The sequence below is a fragment of the Streptomyces sp. NPDC007856 genome (assembly GCF_042868225.1).
Classification (GTDB): domain Bacteria; phylum Actinomycetota; class Actinomycetes; order Streptomycetales; family Streptomycetaceae; genus Streptomyces.
Genome location: NZ_JBIAEC010000052.1, coordinates 1 through 15,301 on the forward strand (window position 1 = coordinate 1; position 15,301 = coordinate 15,301).

15 protein-coding genes and 2 pseudogenes are annotated in these 15,301 nt (G+C 65.9%); 11 read left to right on the plus strand and 6 right to left on the minus strand.

Annotated elements, in window-relative coordinates:
• The coding region (locus tag ACFYOH_RS43245) for a transposase (RefSeq protein ID WP_388637487.1) at positions 1-158 on the plus strand (158 nt) is incomplete at its 5' end.
• Between the two features lie 312 nt (positions 159-470).
• Here ACFYOH_RS43245 and ACFYOH_RS43250 read toward each other — a convergent pair.
• The 3 genes and pseudogenes from ACFYOH_RS43250 to ACFYOH_RS43260 form a co-directional block, all read right to left on the minus strand.
• Positions 471-1,218 (minus strand): annotated as a pseudogene (locus tag ACFYOH_RS43250) (prepilin peptidase).
• Positions 1,219-1,270: 52 nt separating this feature from the next.
• Positions 1,271-1,642 (minus strand): type II toxin-antitoxin system death-on-curing family toxin, encoded by a 372-nt coding sequence (locus tag ACFYOH_RS43255; protein ID WP_388637457.1) that lies wholly within the window; start codon positions 1,640-1,642, stop codon positions 1,271-1,273.
• Positions 1,639-1,941: a hypothetical protein gene (locus ACFYOH_RS43260; protein ID WP_388637460.1), complete on the minus strand. Its 303-nt coding sequence runs from the start codon at positions 1,939-1,941 to the stop codon at positions 1,639-1,641. The genes ACFYOH_RS43255 and ACFYOH_RS43260 overlap by 4 nt, the downstream gene beginning before the upstream one ends.
• Before the next feature lie 133 nt (positions 1,942-2,074).
• Between ACFYOH_RS43260 and ACFYOH_RS43265 the strand changes: the two genes are divergently transcribed.
• Complete coding sequence (locus tag ACFYOH_RS43265) at positions 2,075-2,338, plus strand: hypothetical protein (protein ID WP_388637462.1); 264 nt, start codon at positions 2,075-2,077, stop codon at positions 2,336-2,338.
• Positions 2,339-2,400: 62 nt separating this feature from the next.
• Complete coding sequence (locus ACFYOH_RS43270; RefSeq protein WP_388637490.1) at positions 2,401-2,553, plus strand: zeta toxin family protein; 153 nt, start codon at positions 2,401-2,403, stop codon at positions 2,551-2,553.
• 227 nt (positions 2,554-2,780) lie between these two features.
• On the opposite strand, the pseudogene ACFYOH_RS43275 reads toward ACFYOH_RS43270, so the two are convergent.
• Positions 2,781-3,174 (minus strand): annotated as a pseudogene (locus ACFYOH_RS43275) (VOC family protein); the annotation flags it as partial.
• 551 nt (positions 3,175-3,725) lie between these two features.
• On the opposite strand from ACFYOH_RS43275, the gene ACFYOH_RS43280 reads away from it, so the two are divergent.
• Positions 3,726-4,796 carry a hypothetical protein gene (locus tag ACFYOH_RS43280; protein ID WP_388637465.1) on the plus strand — a complete coding sequence of 357 codons (1,071 nt, stop codon included), beginning with the start codon at positions 3,726-3,728 and terminating at the stop codon, positions 4,794-4,796.
• 61 nt (positions 4,797-4,857) lie between these two features.
• Here the strand turns inward: ACFYOH_RS43280 and ACFYOH_RS43285 are convergent, their stop codons facing one another.
• Positions 4,858-6,213 (minus strand): mycothione reductase, encoded by a 1,356-nt coding sequence (locus ACFYOH_RS43285; protein WP_388637467.1) that lies wholly within the window; start codon positions 6,211-6,213, stop codon positions 4,858-4,860.
• A gap of 1,136 nt (positions 6,214-7,349) precedes the next feature.
• Between ACFYOH_RS43285 and ACFYOH_RS43290 the strand changes: the two genes are divergently transcribed.
• The 7 genes from ACFYOH_RS43290 (at position 7,350) to ACFYOH_RS43320 (ending at position 14,031) form a co-directional block, all read left to right on the plus strand.
• Positions 7,350-8,537, plus strand: coding sequence for an epoxide hydrolase family protein (locus tag ACFYOH_RS43290; RefSeq protein WP_388637470.1), 1,188 nt, complete (start codon positions 7,350-7,352; stop codon positions 8,535-8,537).
• Positions 8,538-8,664: 127 nt separating this feature from the next.
• Positions 8,665-9,990: an epoxide hydrolase family protein gene (locus ACFYOH_RS43295; RefSeq protein WP_388637472.1), complete on the plus strand. Its 1,326-nt coding sequence runs from the start codon at positions 8,665-8,667 to the stop codon at positions 9,988-9,990.
• 251 nt (positions 9,991-10,241) lie between these two features.
• On the plus strand, positions 10,242-10,508 hold the full coding sequence (gene tatA, locus ACFYOH_RS43300) for a Sec-independent protein translocase subunit TatA (protein ID WP_388637475.1): 267 nt from the start codon (positions 10,242-10,244) through the stop codon (positions 10,506-10,508).
• A gap of 115 nt (positions 10,509-10,623) precedes the next feature.
• Positions 10,624-11,532, plus strand: a complete 909-nt coding sequence (tatC, locus tag ACFYOH_RS43305) for a twin-arginine translocase subunit TatC (protein WP_388637478.1) — start codon at positions 10,624-10,626, stop codon at positions 11,530-11,532.
• Positions 11,533-11,613: 81 nt separating this feature from the next.
• Complete coding sequence (locus ACFYOH_RS43310) at positions 11,614-11,985, plus strand: sec-independent translocase (protein WP_388637493.1); 372 nt, start codon at positions 11,614-11,616, stop codon at positions 11,983-11,985.
• A 198-nt stretch (positions 11,986-12,183) separates the two neighbouring features.
• On the plus strand, positions 12,184-12,597 hold the full coding sequence (gene msrB, locus ACFYOH_RS43315; RefSeq protein ID WP_388637481.1) for a peptide-methionine (R)-S-oxide reductase MsrB: 414 nt from the start codon (positions 12,184-12,186) through the stop codon (positions 12,595-12,597).
• A gap of 372 nt (positions 12,598-12,969) precedes the next feature.
• On the plus strand, positions 12,970-14,031 hold the full coding sequence (locus ACFYOH_RS43320; RefSeq protein ID WP_388637495.1) for an alpha/beta fold hydrolase: 1,062 nt from the start codon (positions 12,970-12,972) through the stop codon (positions 14,029-14,031).
• Here the strand turns inward: ACFYOH_RS43320 and ACFYOH_RS43325 are convergent.
• Positions 14,001-14,552: a group II intron maturase-specific domain-containing protein gene (locus ACFYOH_RS43325; RefSeq protein WP_388637484.1), complete on the minus strand. Its 552-nt coding sequence runs from the start codon at positions 14,550-14,552 to the stop codon at positions 14,001-14,003. The genes ACFYOH_RS43320 and ACFYOH_RS43325 overlap by 31 nt on opposite strands.
• Positions 14,553-15,301 lie beyond the last annotated feature (749 nt).

The window sequence follows — 15,301 nt, forward strand, 5'->3', positions numbered from 1 at the left end:
AGCGACTTGGCCGGCACCGCTGGACGATCGAACGCACCATGGCCTGGCTCGCCGGCTGCCGTCGACTGCACCGCCGCTACGAACGCAAAGCCGAGCACTTCCTGGCCTTCACCAGCATCGCCTGCACCCTCATCTGCTACCACCGACTCACCAAATGAGACGACTTCTTAGAACCCAAGCGTCGCTACTGGTCCACTTTTCGGCCGTCGCCGACAATCCGGCTCGTCGTCGATCCGATCGCGGCTGCAGACGTTCACGGTCAGCACCCGATCATCGTCCTACCTGGCTCTGCCTGATCTTGCCGCTGCCCGCGGTCGACCGGATCGGATGACCCGGCAACTCGACTCGGATACAACGGATTTCGCGATCCACGTCACCGCTCCGGCCAATGATCAATGCGCCTCCCCAGCACCCTTTTCGTTCGGATGTCTCTCGTTCTCGCGTGTTCCCCCGGCTTCTCGAACCGGGATTCAAGGGGTGTAGGAGCCCAGGAGCACGCCAGCCAGCATCCCGGCGAGCAGGAATGGGCCGAAGGGGATCCTTGTCGTCCGTCCGGCCCGGCCCGCGAGCATCAGTCCAATGCCATACAGCGCGCCGAGCAGGTAGCCGACGAAGGTCCCGACCAGGACGATCGCCCAGCCGTACCAGCCCAGGACAGCGCCCAGGACAAGAGCGAGTTTCACATCGCCGAACCCGAAGCCCCTGCTGATCAAGAAAAGCACGAAGTAGCCGGCGCCCAGGATGAGCGAGCCGAGCAGCGCGGACGTCCAGCTACCGGCGGCACCGGGCAGCAGCGCGGCAACACCGAGCAGGACGAGCGCGGCCGCGGCGAGCGGCAGGGTGAGCACCTCGGGCAGCCGGTGCTCTGCGAAGTCGACGGTGGCGAGCAGCACGGCGGCTGGGGCGAGCAGCAGCCAGACCACCAGCTCGGCGCGGGCCGCGTTGGCGGCCGCCAGCAGGGCGCAGACCACGCCCGTGATGACGGCGACGATGGGAGCGCTGGGACCGTAAGTCGCCATCGGCGCACCGGGCCCGCCCGAGCCAACCGCCCGCGATCCCGGCAAGGGGATGTCCGGCAGGACACGCTGCCCGCCACGGCTCATCGGGCGGCACGGAGAGCCGGTACGCGGCGCGCGGTATGAGCAGGCCCGCCCCGCCCCCACAGGATTGCGAGCGTGCTGATCCAGAACGTCTCCACCGGACGGAGCTTAGGCTCACCTCCGTCCAGTGTTGCGGACGGCCCGTACCGCAGAGACCTCCGGCCGGGGCCTCAGCCAGTGGACCAGGCGCGCAGCTGCGCGGCGACCTCCTGGACGCGGGCACCCCTGTGCTTGGCGCGCATGACGAGCGCGAGGGCTTCCTCCGGCTCGTAGTCCAGCGTGACGCCGTTGGTGTTGAGGAACGTCTCGGCGACCAGCCAGGCGAAGAACTCGTTCTTCGCCTCCAGCGGCTCGTGCAGCGCGATGGTCTCCAGCATGGCCGCGGCCTTGAGCCAATCGCTCGCGTACACGTCGCGGCCCATGTAGTGGGCCTGGACCCGGGCACTGACGGCGTCCAGCACGCCCAGGTCGAGACAGGCCGGGTCGCCTGGGAGGGTCTGCGCGATCTGCAGGAGCTCTTGCGGGGTGAGGAACCGGGTCACGCTGCGTGACCGTGCTGCGAGAACTCGTGCAGGTCGCGGCTGCCCATGGGCGCGGGGTCGGGCCACGCTCCTGTGCTGGCGCCGACGGCGTGGGTGTCTTGGGTGGCGAAGACCTCGGCGAGCTGCGGGACGCGGTCGCGGGTCCGGCCGAGGGCCTTGAGGAACGGGTCATCGGCGGCCTTGAGCGCCGCCTCGCGGACGAAGTCCTCGGGGGACTTGCCGACGATGTTGGCGGCTGCCTCGACGCGCGCGTACTCCTCCGGCTCGAAGGGCGGCACCTGGGATCCGTTCTGGTCCATACGAGCGACGGTACCAGCGGATCCGGCTCCCGCCGACAGTGTTCCGGCAAGAAGAGAGGGGCAGCGGCCGCTGGCCGGCGGCTGCTGCCTCAATCCGTTGGAAGTGGCAAGCCACTTATGAGATCATCTCTCCATGAGCAGTCAGCATCGAGCTCCGGCCCTCACCGTCAGGCCGCCGGCTGATCTGAGGCAGGCAGCGGCGAGGGAGCTGAACGAGCGCAACCTCGAGGTGCAGGCCTTCATCGTTGCCTGCTTCAAGGCCCTGGTGGCCGACCCCGAAAGGTTCCTGGAAGAACTCACCGCGCACTGGCCTGACAAGAAGCCGCGCGGCCGCCCCCGGAGGACAGATCAGACGAGCACAGCCGCCGACCCTGAAGCGCCTCAGGAACTTCAGTGACGGAAGAGAACACCAGCCTGCGCCTGCTGACCGAGCAGGAGAGCTTCGAAGTGCTCCATCAAGTGATCCTTCCTGGCGCGACACGGGCAGCCGTCCGCCAGGACCGACCGGTCGTGGTCGTCGTCGGCGGCCAGCCCGGCGCCGGGAAGACCCAGAGGGCGTTAAGAGGTCCTAACAAAGGCGTTGGACGTGGCAGTGCGTGGCGAGGCCGGTGACGGTCTTCACGGCTGCTCGGCCGCCGGGGCCTGGCTGTCCAACAGCTCGTAGTGGCGACACCGGGCGTTGAGGCAGCGGACGAGCTTGCGCGCCACGGCCACGCGGACGGCCGGCGTACACCCGTCATCGACCCGCAGCTGCGAGGTGGGCGGTCGGATGGCTCGGCGAAACCGAGGAACGCCTCGTGGATGCCGGCACGCCGCACATGCAGACGGCGGACCGTGCGTCCGGGGGATGGGAGGTCGGGGTGCAGGCCGGTCAGCCACTCCTGTCCTGGACCGTTGTGCACGATGTCTCCGGCCTCGTGGCCGTGGTGGAGCAGGCCCCAGCGTCGTAGAAGATCCCGCTGACCTCAATGCCGCGGGCGTCAAGCTCGGCGTGAGTCTGCTCGATGTCCGAGACGATGAGGTACAGGCCCTGTGTCGAGCCGGGGTGGCGGTGGTCATGCCGTCGCCGAAGGTGATCGAGCACTCGGAGCCTGGCGGCGTGAAGTGCACCACCCGGAATTCCTCGTTGGCCGTGTAGTCCACGTCCAGACGGAACCCCAGAGCCTCGTAGAAGGCCTTGGCCCGGTCGACGTCGGAGACGGGCAGTACGGGGAGTTCAAGCTTCAGGTCCATGGGGATGTCTTTCTTTCTGTGTCGGTGAAGTTGTGCACCTTGGTGCAGTCGGCGTCAGCGGATGTAGGTGTCTCCGTAGCCGCTGCCGTCGCGGCGGACAGGGCGATGACCCGAGGGCGGCAGCGCACGGGCCGATTCGCGTGATCGGGCCCGCGGCGGCGGCACCGAAAGGCCGGAAGCCAACCGCTCGCCGACGGCTTCGTCGCCGAGTCCGTCGCGAGCACGGAGCCTGTGGCCGGCCGTACCGGAGAGCTGTTGTCTCCGGCCTGCACTGAATACACCGAGTACACAAGCAAAGTTTGTGCGTGGCACCTGTGACATAGGAGACAGCTGCCAGATGTCATGAGTGCCCAGCACCCTATGGCCGCAAATCGGCTGCCGGGCGGGCGGAACGCACCACCCCCGGGGCGGATGACTGTGATGGGGGCCACTCCTCGATCAAGCACGCCTATGGCAATCTACCTTTTGTGCGATTTTCTTTTGCGCTTCCCCCGCCATTCAGAACGGCACCGTGGGCCCGCACGTCCCGCTCGGGCGACAACCACGCCGCCGTGCATCTCCTCAAGAGCCTGATCGCCGCGCTGCTTGCGTGGGGTGCCACCGTCCGCTGGCTGCCCGCGCAGGACCAGTATCTGGCCGTGGCCGGCGCCCTGCTCATGGTGAACACCTCCACCGTCTACCGCTCGGTGAGCCGGGCCCTGCACAGCGCCTTCACCCGCATCGCCGGGACCGCCCTGGCGCTCTCGATGGTCTGGCTGTTCGGCTCGGCCATCGGAACGGTGGCCGCTGTCCTGGCGATCACCCTGGTCACCACGGGGCGCCGGATCTCCGACGACCGTCTGCAGATCGCCTCCAGCGCGGTACTCACCCTCGCTGCGGCCACCGCAGCCACCGCGGCCCCGGTCGACCATGCCATCCTGGCGGCGATCGGCACCGTACTGGGCGGAGCAACCGGCATGGCAGTGAACGCTCTGGTCCTGCCGCCACTCCACCTCGCCCAGTCCGACACCGCCATCCGCGACCTCGCCCGGTCGATGGGCGCGCTGCTCCGCCAGATGGGCGGCGGCCTGTGCGAGCGCCGGGACTTGGACCGGGCCGACCTCTGGCTGGAGCAGGCCCGCGACCTTGAGAGGCTGGTCGGTGAGGCACAGCAGGACGTCGAGGAGGGCAAGGAGTCCTTGCGCTGGAACACGCGCTGCGCCTTCGGCCGCTGCGGTTCGGTCGCCCACGGCGAGCTGTGGCACGCTCTGCACGGGGTCTCGTTCCAGATCCGCGGTATCGCCAGGACACTCGCCGACAGTGCGGACGACGGGGGCGCCCGCCGCCCTGGCCCGATCTTCCTGAAGCGCTACGCCGAGCTGCTGGAGCTGGCCGGCGCTGCGGTGGAAACGTTCGTCGCATCGCACGGGCCGGAGCCAGCCGACCAGGACGATGCCCGTGAGCGGCTGCGCGGGGCGCTGGAACGTGCCCAGTCCTGGCATGGCACCATGACCGACCTGGTCGGGCGCGGCACCCTCGCCCGCCCGCATGCCTGGCACGTCTACGGGTCGCTGATGATCGACCTTGAGCGGCTTTTGATCGACCTTGAACACACCGACACCCATGCCGTGCCCGCCCTCTGACGAATACCGGCGACCTGGCCTGGATGCGTATGAGCCACTTCCAGAGCGGTAGATCTGTCCACTACAGGGCCAGCAGGGCTTGTTCGACGACCTCGGTCAGGGCCGGGTGGATGTACATCACGCCGCGGCCCACCTGATCTACAGTCAACCCCATGGCCATTGCCTGGATCAGCGGCTGTATGAGCGTCGCTGCCTGGGGGCCGATGATGTGAGCGCCGAGAATCGTGCGCTCGGCTGGGTCGGCCAGGACTTTGGCGAAGCCGGTGGTGTCCTCCAAGGCCCACCCGTATCCGGTGTCCGCATAGTCACGGACACTCGCGCGGTAGTCGGCTTTGTCTCGACGTGCTTCCTGCTCGGTGAGGCCGACACCGGCGATCTGCGGGCTGGTGAACACCGCATGCGGTGCCACCCTGTTCGTAAGTGTCCGCACGTCTTGCGGATGGAGGATGTTGTGCCGCACAAGCCGTGATTCGGCATTCGCCATGTGTTTGAGCTGGAAGTGGTTCACCGCGTCACCGAGCGCCCAGACGCCTGGCACGGACGTGCGATAGGCACTGTCGGAGGCGACGTGTCCGTGCTCGTCGAGTTCGAGCCCGCCGGCGGCAGCCCCCAGCCGGTCGGTGTTGGGCCTGCGGCCGACGCAGACCAGGAGCAGGTCAGCCTTGATGACGTGCGCCCCGTCCGGGCACACCACGGTGGCAGCCACACCGTCCCCGTGCGGTTCGACGGAGGTGACCTCTGCATCGAGAAGCACACGATGCCGTTGTGACGCGAGGTCGGTGAAGCGTGCCGACACCTGCTCGTCTTCCGTCATCAGCAGGCGCGGCCCGCGCTGCACGATTGTGATGCTTGTGCCGAAGGCGCTGAACACATGGCCGAACTCGGCCGCGATGAAGCCGCCTCCGATGACGACCATGGAGGGGGGCATGTCATCGATCCGCATGATGGTGTCCGAGGTGTGGTACGCCACGGAGTCGAGGCCGGGGATGTCCGGTACCACCGGCCGTGACCCGACCGCGATGACGAATGTGTCGGCGGTTATCCGCTCGTCTCCTACCTGGAGCACCTTCGGTGCGACGAAGCGTGCCTCCTCGGTGTACACGTCGACACCGTTCTTTCTGCGGTAGTCAACCGCACTCTCGTGCAGCGGATCGATGCGGCTGAAGACCCGGTCACGGACGGCTTTCCAGTCGACGGGCGCGACGCTCGTGTGTACGCCAAGTCGCTCTGCCGCCCGCGCGTCCTCGGCTGCGTCCGCCGCGATGACGAACATCTTGCTCGGGATGCACCCGCGGTTGAGGCATGTGCCGCCGAAACGGTCCGGTTCGACGATGGCGGTCTGAAGGTGATCGAATTCCTCGTTGAGCAGCATGTTGCCGCTGCCTGCCCCGAGGACGACGAGATCGTAGTGCCGCATGCCCGTCCACCTTCCATAGGCGAGATGCCGACCGTGCAGTGCTCGGTCGGGAGAGCGCAGTCCACTCACCGCAATTCTGTCTGGGGCGTCCTCCTCCCACCAATAGGGCGAAGACCAGGTCGCGGGCCCGCGCCGTGCAGAAGAGGGGAACCCGTCGTGCCGAGTGCGCATGCAGGCCGGTCACGCGGGCGGCTGGTGACCTCGCGGGTGAGGTGGGCGGCTCGGTGGCGACTGGAGGCGTCGGCGGTGTGCACCAGCCCCAGTGACCTTCACCACTTTTAAGGGCCCCACATTAACTTGCGCACGAGATGCGATGGCGATAGGTTTTCTGTGGTTGGTGAGGGAGGGCGTTGCGCCCGTCGACCCCACTACCTGTTGAGCCAGAAGAGAGGACATCGCCGTGGTTCGAAGCCTGACCTCATCGTGCTGCCTGTCGCTTACGTTGATCGGGCGAAGGACTCTGCGAGGTGCTACCGCGCCGCACGCTCCTGCCGCCGGATCGAGTGGTCGATCATCTTGGGCGGCGGGATGACTGCCTACCTCGGCTCGCAGCAGGGTCTGCTTTCCGGTATGGAGCAGGTGGATGTTGGCCCCACTGACTCATGCGGTTACCTAATGCATTCGAAACCTCTACCTCAGCGACTGCAGCCACATGACAGATTCCCAAGAGGGAGGCCGGGCCCTGCTGTCCATGCCAGGACGTGAAGGGCGGCGCGGTGAATCCGCGCTGACCGCAGCGAAAATGCAGCCAGATCATCTCGGGAGGAATCATTGGGAGCCCGGCATCATTAACTACTCCAGAAGTAAGGAATCCGGCATGCATCCCACTACCGGAACGCCAGTGATCTATTCCTGACGAGTTCACAAGGCGGCATTTGAGGACCTGCGCGCGCATATCAAGACCGCGTGCTGGCCCGAGAGCAAGACGTTGCCGACTAGCCGCAGAGCGCCCTCCCGGCGAGCTCTGCCGAGCCCTGGAGGGCTGGGCGGGAAAGGCCTACCCGAAGTTCGGTGATGCCTCTACCGTCACACCTCGTTTCCCTTTGGGCAGGCGAATTCGCATATCCATTTGCATCAGCGGAAGTGCTGCACACGCCTTCCCGATCCCTCATCAATTGCACGACAAGGAGACTGAAATGTCTGTCACATCCGCGGCGATCCGCCCGTTCAAGGTCAATATCCCCGAGGCAGAGCTCAAGGAACTGCGTGCACGCATCGTGTCTGCGCGGCTGCCGGGGAAGGAGACTGTCTCTGACCTGTCGCAGGGTACGAAGCTGGAGACGGTGAAGCAGATCGCGGGCTATTGGGCGTCGACGTACGACTGGCGCAAGGTCGAGGCGAAGCTGAACTCCTACCCGCAGTTCCTCACCGAGATCGACGGGGTGGACATTCACTTCCTCCACGTCCGTTCCAAGCATGAGGGTGCGCTGCCGCTGATCGTCACGCACGGCTGGCCGGGTTCAATCATCGAACAGCTGAAGATCATCGATCCGCTGGTCAACCCCACCGCGCACGGCGGTAAGGCGTCGGATGCCTTCCATGTGGTGATCCCCTCGATGCCCGGTTACGGTTTCTCGGGCAAGCCGACCACGACTGGCTGGGGTCCGGACCATATCGCCCGTGCCTGGGCGGAGCTCATGAAGCGTCTGGGCTACACCAAGTACGCCGCCCAGGGCGGCGACTGGGGTGCGGTCATCGTGGACCTGATGGCCCTGCAGAAGCCCCAGGGGCTGGCCGGTATCCACACCAACATGGCCGGTGTGGTTCCGCCCGCGGTCGACGCCGCGCTCTTCGCCGGCAACCCGGTAGACACCACCGGCTTCTCCGTTGAGGAAAAGCGGGCGGTGGAGCAGCTGGACTTCTTCTACAAGCGCGTCGGCTACGCCAACCAGATGGGCCGGCGCCCGCAGACCCTGGTCGGACTGACGGATTCGCCGGTGGGTCTGGCGACCTACCTGCTCGACCACGACACGGCCAGCCTGGAACTGATCTCGCAGGCCTTCGCCGGCCACCCCGGCGGCCTGAGCCGGGACGACTTCCTGGACAACGTCACGCTGTACTGGCTGACGGACACTGCGGTCTCTGCGGCGCGTCTGTACTGGGAGAACAAGTTCCAGTTCTTCGGCAGCAAGGGCGTCACCCTGCCGGTGGCCGTGAGCGTGTTCCCGCACGAGATCTACGAGGCCCCCAAGAGCTGGACCGAGAAGGCCTACCCTCACCTGATCCACTACAACACCCTTCCCACCGGCGGCCACTTCGCCGCCTGGGAGCAGCCCAAGCTCTTCGTCAACGAACTCCGCGAAGGCCTGCGGCCGCTGCGCTAACCGCCAGCCCCGGCCTTCACGGACGCTGCCCCATCCGGCAGACGCCTGGAGATCCCACGCACCAACCGGCCGCCCCTGCCTCCGCACATCCAGCGAGGCGTGCCCCTACCACCTCAGGAGATCCACCATGTCTGAGCTCATTCCGCCGTACTCCCGCCGCAAGTTCCTCTCCACCTCCGCTGCCGCCTCCACCGCGGCGGTGGCAGGGTCCTTCGGCCTCATTCCCGCCCAGCCGGCCGCGGCAGCCGACCTGCGCTCCGGCCACGGCACAGCGGCGGATTCGAGGATCCGTCCCTTCCGCGTCCACTTCCCAGAGCGGGACCTGGCCGACCTGCGCCGGCGCATCGTGTCTGCGCGGCTGCCGGGGAAGGAGACTGTCTCTGACCTGTCGCAGGGTACGAAGCTGGAGACGGTGAAGCAGATCGCGGGCTATTGGGCGTCGACGTACGACTGGCGCAAGGTCGAGGCGAAGCTGAACTCCTACCCGCAGTTCCTCACCGAGATCGACGGGGTGGACATTCACTTCCTCCACGTCCGTTCCAAGCATGAGGGTGCGCTGCCGCTGATCGTCACGCACGGCTGGCCGGGTTCAATCATCGAACAGCTGAAGATCATCGATCCGCTGGTCAACCCCACCGCGCACGGCGGTAAGGCGTCGGATGCCTTCCATGTGGTGATCCCCTCGATGCCCGGTTACGGTTTCTCGGGCAAGCCGACCACGACTGGCTGGGGTCCGGACCATATCGCCCGTGCCTGGGCGGAGCTCATGAAGCGTCTGGGCTACACCAAGTACGCCGCCCAGGGCGGCGACTGGGGTGCGGTCATCGTGGACCTGATGGCCCTGCAGAAGCCCCAGGGGCTGGCCGGTATCCACACCAACATGGCCGGTGTGGTTCCGCCCGCGGTCGACGCCGCGCTCTTCGCCGGCAACCCGGTAGACACCACCGGCTTCTCCGTTGAGGAAAAGCGGGCGGTGGAGCAGCTGGACTTCTTCTACAAGCGCGTCGGCTACGCCAACCAGATGGGCCGGCGCCCGCAGACCCTGGTCGGACTGACGGATTCGCCGGTGGGTCTGGCGACCTACCTGCTCGACCACGACACGGCCAGCCTGGAACTGATCTCGCAGGCCTTCGCCGGCCACCCCGGCGGCCTGAGCCGGGACGACTTCCTGGACAACGTCACGCTGTACTGGCTGACGGACACTGCGGTCTCTGCGGCGCGTCTGTACTGGGAGAACAAGTTCCAGTTCTTCGGCAGCAAGGGCGTCACCCTGCCGGTGGCCGTGAGCGTGTTCCCGCACGAGATCTACGAGGCCCCCAAGAGCTGGACCGAGAAGGCCTACCCTCACCTGATCCACTACAACACCCTTCCCACCGGCGGCCACTTCGCCGCCTGGGAGCAGCCCAAGCTCTTCGTCAACGAACTCCGCGAAGGCCTGCGGCCGCTGCGCTAACCGCCAGCCCCGCACCGCGGACAGCCCAAGAAACCGGCCACAGCCGACGACGTGCACAGTCCGCGCCCCACAGGTGCGGCCGGGCGGCTCTCACCCCAGCCGCCCGGCCGCACCTTAACCGGGATCCTTGCCTCCGCCCCGGCTGCCAGCCGACCCACGACCTGCGGCGAAGCCGAAACCGGCTTCACCCCCACCGACAAGCAGCTTCGATACCGATTCGGCATCCGAGCCCATACGGGAACGAGAACCACATGTTTGAAAACCGTGCCCTGGAAATCCTGATCATCGCAGCCGTCGTGCTGCTGCTCTTCGGAGCGAAGCGACTGCCCGAGACCGCGCGCGGACTGGGCAAGTCACTGCGCATCTTCAAGTCCGAAGTCAGCGCCATGAAGACGGACACCGCCCAGGCGGACACCGCGCAGTCGACCACCGCGCCACGCGCAAGCATCCAGGCCGTACCGGCCGAGACCGGAGGAAACCGGATGGACGTCGAAGCGGAAACGACGAACCGAGTCTGACCGCGCACCGCCGCCGCACCCGCCGGCCACCAGAAACCGAGGGCATCCGGTGAACAACACCCCCCACACACAAGCCACCGCTTTTGAGCAACCGCAGCATGCGCCCACGCACGTCATGCCGTTGACAGGGCACCTACGGGAGCTGCGCAACCGTCTGGCCGTCTCGGTGCTGACTCTGGCAGTTACCACCGTCGTCGGATGGCTGGCCCATGACTGGCTGCTCGAGCGGATCACCGGACCGGCCTGCGTTCTGCCCCACGTGCACGGGGTGGGTCGCCCGACCCCGGACTGTCCGAACGGCCTGCTGGTCAACACAGGGATCCTGTCCCCGCTGTCGCTGAGTTTCAAGGTGGCGGTGACGTCCGGATTCGTCATGGCCGCCCCCGTGTGGAGCTACCAGCTGTGGGCCTTCGTCGCACCAGGACTGTACAAGCAGGAGAAGAGGTACGGGCTCGGCTTCACCGCGGCGGCCGCCCCCCTGTTCTGCCTCGGCGGATACCTCGCCTACGTGGTCTTCCCCAAGGCCCTGGAAGTCCTGGCGGGCTTCAACCCGCACGCCTTCTCCCTGTCGCTGCCCGGCGACGAATTCCTGGACTTCCTCCTGCGCATGGTGGTTGTCTTCGGCCTGTCCTTCGAACTGCCGCTGCTGCTAGTTTTGTTGAACTTCCTGGGCATCTTCAGTGCCGCAGCCCTGAGGCGACGATGGCAGGTCATCGTCTTCAGCGTCTTCGTCTTCGCCGCGGTCGCCACCCCGACCGGCGATCCGATCACCATGACCGCCCTGGCCGTGCCCATCAGCCTGCTGTTCCTGCTCGCCCTGGCTGTGGCGACCGTCCACGACCGTGCGAAGGCCCACCGCAGGGCTGCGGACCCCGACAACGGGCTCGCCCCGGACGAGGCCTCCGTGCTGGACCCGGCTCCCTGCCTGGTGGGCGCCGCCGGCCCGCACCTCCCGCAACCGGTCCATGGCACTGACCCCGAGGCCGTCCAGCCCACGGCCACCCACCCCGACGACACCGCATGACCGCCGCGCACGCAGTGCCTGCGGAGAACTGCCGGAACACGCCACAAACACCTGTCCGAACGTCTCAGGAGGCATAGGGTGATATTCGATGTGAGTCCCCTCGAGGTGGTCACTCTCGCCGTCGTCGCCGTGTTCATCTTCGGCCCGGACAAACTCCCCAAGATGATCAGCGAAGCCATGCGGGTCCTCCGCAAGTTCCGGGAATTCTCCGAGAGCGCCAAGCAGGACATCCGCAAGGAACTGGGCCCCGGCTTCGAGGAATTCGACTTCCAGGACCTCAACCCCAAGGCCTTCGTCCGCAAGCAACTGACCGCTCCCGGAGGCGACTACGGCCAAAGCGACCTACAGCACCTGCGCCATGACATCGCGGAAAACATCCGGGACATCACGGCATCGGTGCAATCCCTTTCCGCACACACACCGAGCAGCACCGACGACCGGCCCACCACCTGATCACGAACCCTCGCCTCCGCAGACCAACACCGCGCTGGGCAGGCTCAGCGGCACCATGCATCGCCGTGCCGGTGACCATCTGCGGTACGCCCTACCATTTCCCGCCCTTGGGCTGCTCCTGGACTCGTCGTGGCGACGAGGGCTCAACGGCAGTCGACGGGCGAACTGATTACCTATCTCACATTTGAAGGAAAAATCATGGCGTACGATATCGAAAAGTCAGACGCCGAGTGGCAAGCAGAACTCACCCCTGCTGAGTACAGGGTGCTGCGTGGCGCTACGGATGAAGCGCCGTTCACGGGGGAGTACACCGATACGAAGGAGAAGGGGGTCTACTCGTGCCGGGCCTGCGGTGCTGAGCTCTTCACTTCCGAGGAGAAATTCGACTCTCGTTGTGGCTGGCCTTCGTTCTACGACCCCAAGGACCTCGACTCTGTCGAAGTGGAGCAGCGTCAATCGCGGTTCGGCCCAGAAGCTCCCGTGGTTCGGTGCGCTCGCTGCGGCTCATACCTCGGAGAGTTGTTCGAGGGTGAGGGATTCGCCACGCCGACAGACAAGCGATACTGCATCAACAGCCTCTCCCTGCGACTGAAGCCCGCCGATTCCGAATGACATGAACCAGCTCTTCGGTCCCGAGCGGTGCCTGCACATCGAGCCGATGCCGTCGCAGGTGTCCCGGTGCCGACACATCACGGGTTCGGACTTGCTGGTGCTCGTTTCACAGTCAGCCGCGTCGGGTGGCTATGAGGCTAGCCTGTAAGCGGCTGAAGGCGCCGAGTTGGCCCATGAGTTGGAGGGACACGACCGGCTTCAGTCCATCGGCAGCCTCACCGACCGGACTCCTGCAATTCATGCCGCGCACCGTACAACTTGACCCGGCAACACGTACGGGATGGACCTTCGGGCGCACGACGCCCAGATCCAGAAATTCTCCTACACGCTGTACGTGCACCCCAGGTGCACCCACGATCTAAAAGGGTGATCATTATCGACAGGCGGACGTTTTCCAAGCTCCTGACCACGGGGGCGGCAACAGTCTCATTGCCTGCCCTGGGGGCAGGAACCGCAGTAGCCGCGGGTGACGGCGCGGCGGGGAAGAACGCGACTGCAGGGATCTCAGAGTCTGCATCACAGTCTCGGATGGCCAACACGTCGTTCGACTCGCTGAAGCAAATCAACGCAGGCGTGCTGAACGTTGGCTATGCCGAAGTGGGCCCCGCACACGGTCCGGCAGTGATCCTTTTGCATGGCTGGCCTTACGACATCCACAGTTACGTTGACGTTGCGCCCTTGTTGGCAGCCGAGGGGTATCGCGTCATCGTCCCCTATCTGCGGGGGCACGGCACCACTCGGTTCCTTTCCGATGCGACGTTCAGGAACGCCGAGCAGGCGGTGGTCGCCCTCGACATCATCGCCCTGATGGACGCTCTCGGGATCGAGAAGGCGGTGCTCGCCGGGTTCGACTGGGGATCGCGGACGGCCGACATCATCGCGGCGCTCTGGCCGCACCGTTGCAAGGCCCTGGTCTCCGTAACCGGCTATCTCATCACCAACCGTGATGCCCAGAAACTTCCGTTGCCTCCGAAGGCCGAATGGGCGTGGTGGTACCAGTACTACTTTGCCACAGAAAGAGGCGTCCTTGGCCTCCAGGAGAACCGGCACGATTTCGCACAGCTCATCTGGAAAAACGTCTCACCAACGTGGAACTTCGACGGCGCCACGTTCGATCGAACCGCGGCAGCATTTAACAATCCGGATTACGTCAGCATCGTCATCCACAATTATCGCTGGCGGCTGGGTCTGGCCGCAGGCGATCCGCAGTACGCCAGCATCGAGAAGAAGCTTGCCGCAGGACCCACCATCGAGGTTCCCACCATCACCATCGACGGCAAGTACGACCCCTTCACGCCTCCGGGGGACGGCGCAGCCTATCGCAGCAAGTTCACGGGGAACTACGCACACCGGACTTTCGACGTCGGTCACAACGTGCCACAGGAAGCGCCCCGTGCCTTCGCTCAAGCCGTCCTCGACGCAGATCGCCTCTGACCAGCTATCGGGTAGGAGGACCGGTTCTCCCGGCCCTCCGCCCACACCACCGGACATGCGGGCCCGCATCCGGCGGTTCGTCCAGCTGATCTCAGGGCGTGCGTAGGCGAGAGCGGGACCAGGAAGACTTGAACGACCGTATCCTTGCTCTCCCAGTAGGCGCTGTTCATGGCGATCGATGGGGCCTTGAGCCGGGACTGCCGCGAGCAGCGCTTACCCGTTGCCAGTTTGGATCGTCCCGTGCTCGTCGGGCTCGGTCGCGTAGCTGAGTTTCCGAAGCATGTGGCGTTTACATGTGAACGTTTTCCACTGCACCATCGTGCTTGGCGGAGCCTGCGGCGGGTCCACTGGTCGATCTCCTCGAACACCCAGTGGGAGCTCGCGAGGCCGAAGTAGGCCACCCAGCCGGCGACGAACCGGCTGAGCTTGTCGTCGAGCCTGTGCTTCATCGGCACACCCCACGTGCGGGAGGTGTAGCGCCGGACGGTGGCCTTGAGCCGCTTGGCGGCTTTCCGGTCCACCCGGATCCTCGCCTCCCCTTCGGTGAGGTAGTAGCCGAACCCCAGGAGAGACGTCGGGACACGCCCTGGACTTCTCCTTGTCGGCCTTCGGCTTCAGAGTCTTCTTGACGAAGTCCGTGATTGAGGCCGGGGTTCGTGTCGCCGCTCGTTCAGAACGCACGAAGATCATCGTATCGTCCGCGTACCTCACGAACCGGTGTCGGCGCTTGAAGAGTTGCTGAGCGCGCTGGGCCACCCCAGCAGGCCGCGCGGCGCGACACGTATATGATGAACATCATCCAGATTGTTCGGGCCCGGAGCCGCGGACCTGATGAAAGACGCGGGTGCGACCCACAGCGGCTTTTCCAAGCACGTCACCTCCCGCGACGACCTGATCAGCGAGGCCTGCTCTTCAGGACGGGTTGGCCTCGTGAACGTTGTCCGCATCGAGGGTTCGCCCACCTGGGCGCCTCTGGATGTCGTCGAATGGCGGGATCCCTGAGGGCGCACGAGCGTGCCGCCCGACAGCAAGTGGGACCTTTCGCGGTGAGCTACGGACTGCGGCTCGTCAGGGTGATTCTTCGCGAGTCCCTGATGGGCTTGGAGCCGTGCCTGTATCCCGGGGTGTGTGAGATATGCGGATGGAGGCGGGCTGACTCCGGCGGGACGGCAGCACCGGGAGACGGTGCGAATGCAGGCGGCTGAGCTCTTCGAGCAGAAGATCAAGCCGCCGGAGGTAGCACGGCGCTTGAGGGTGAGTGCGAAGTCGG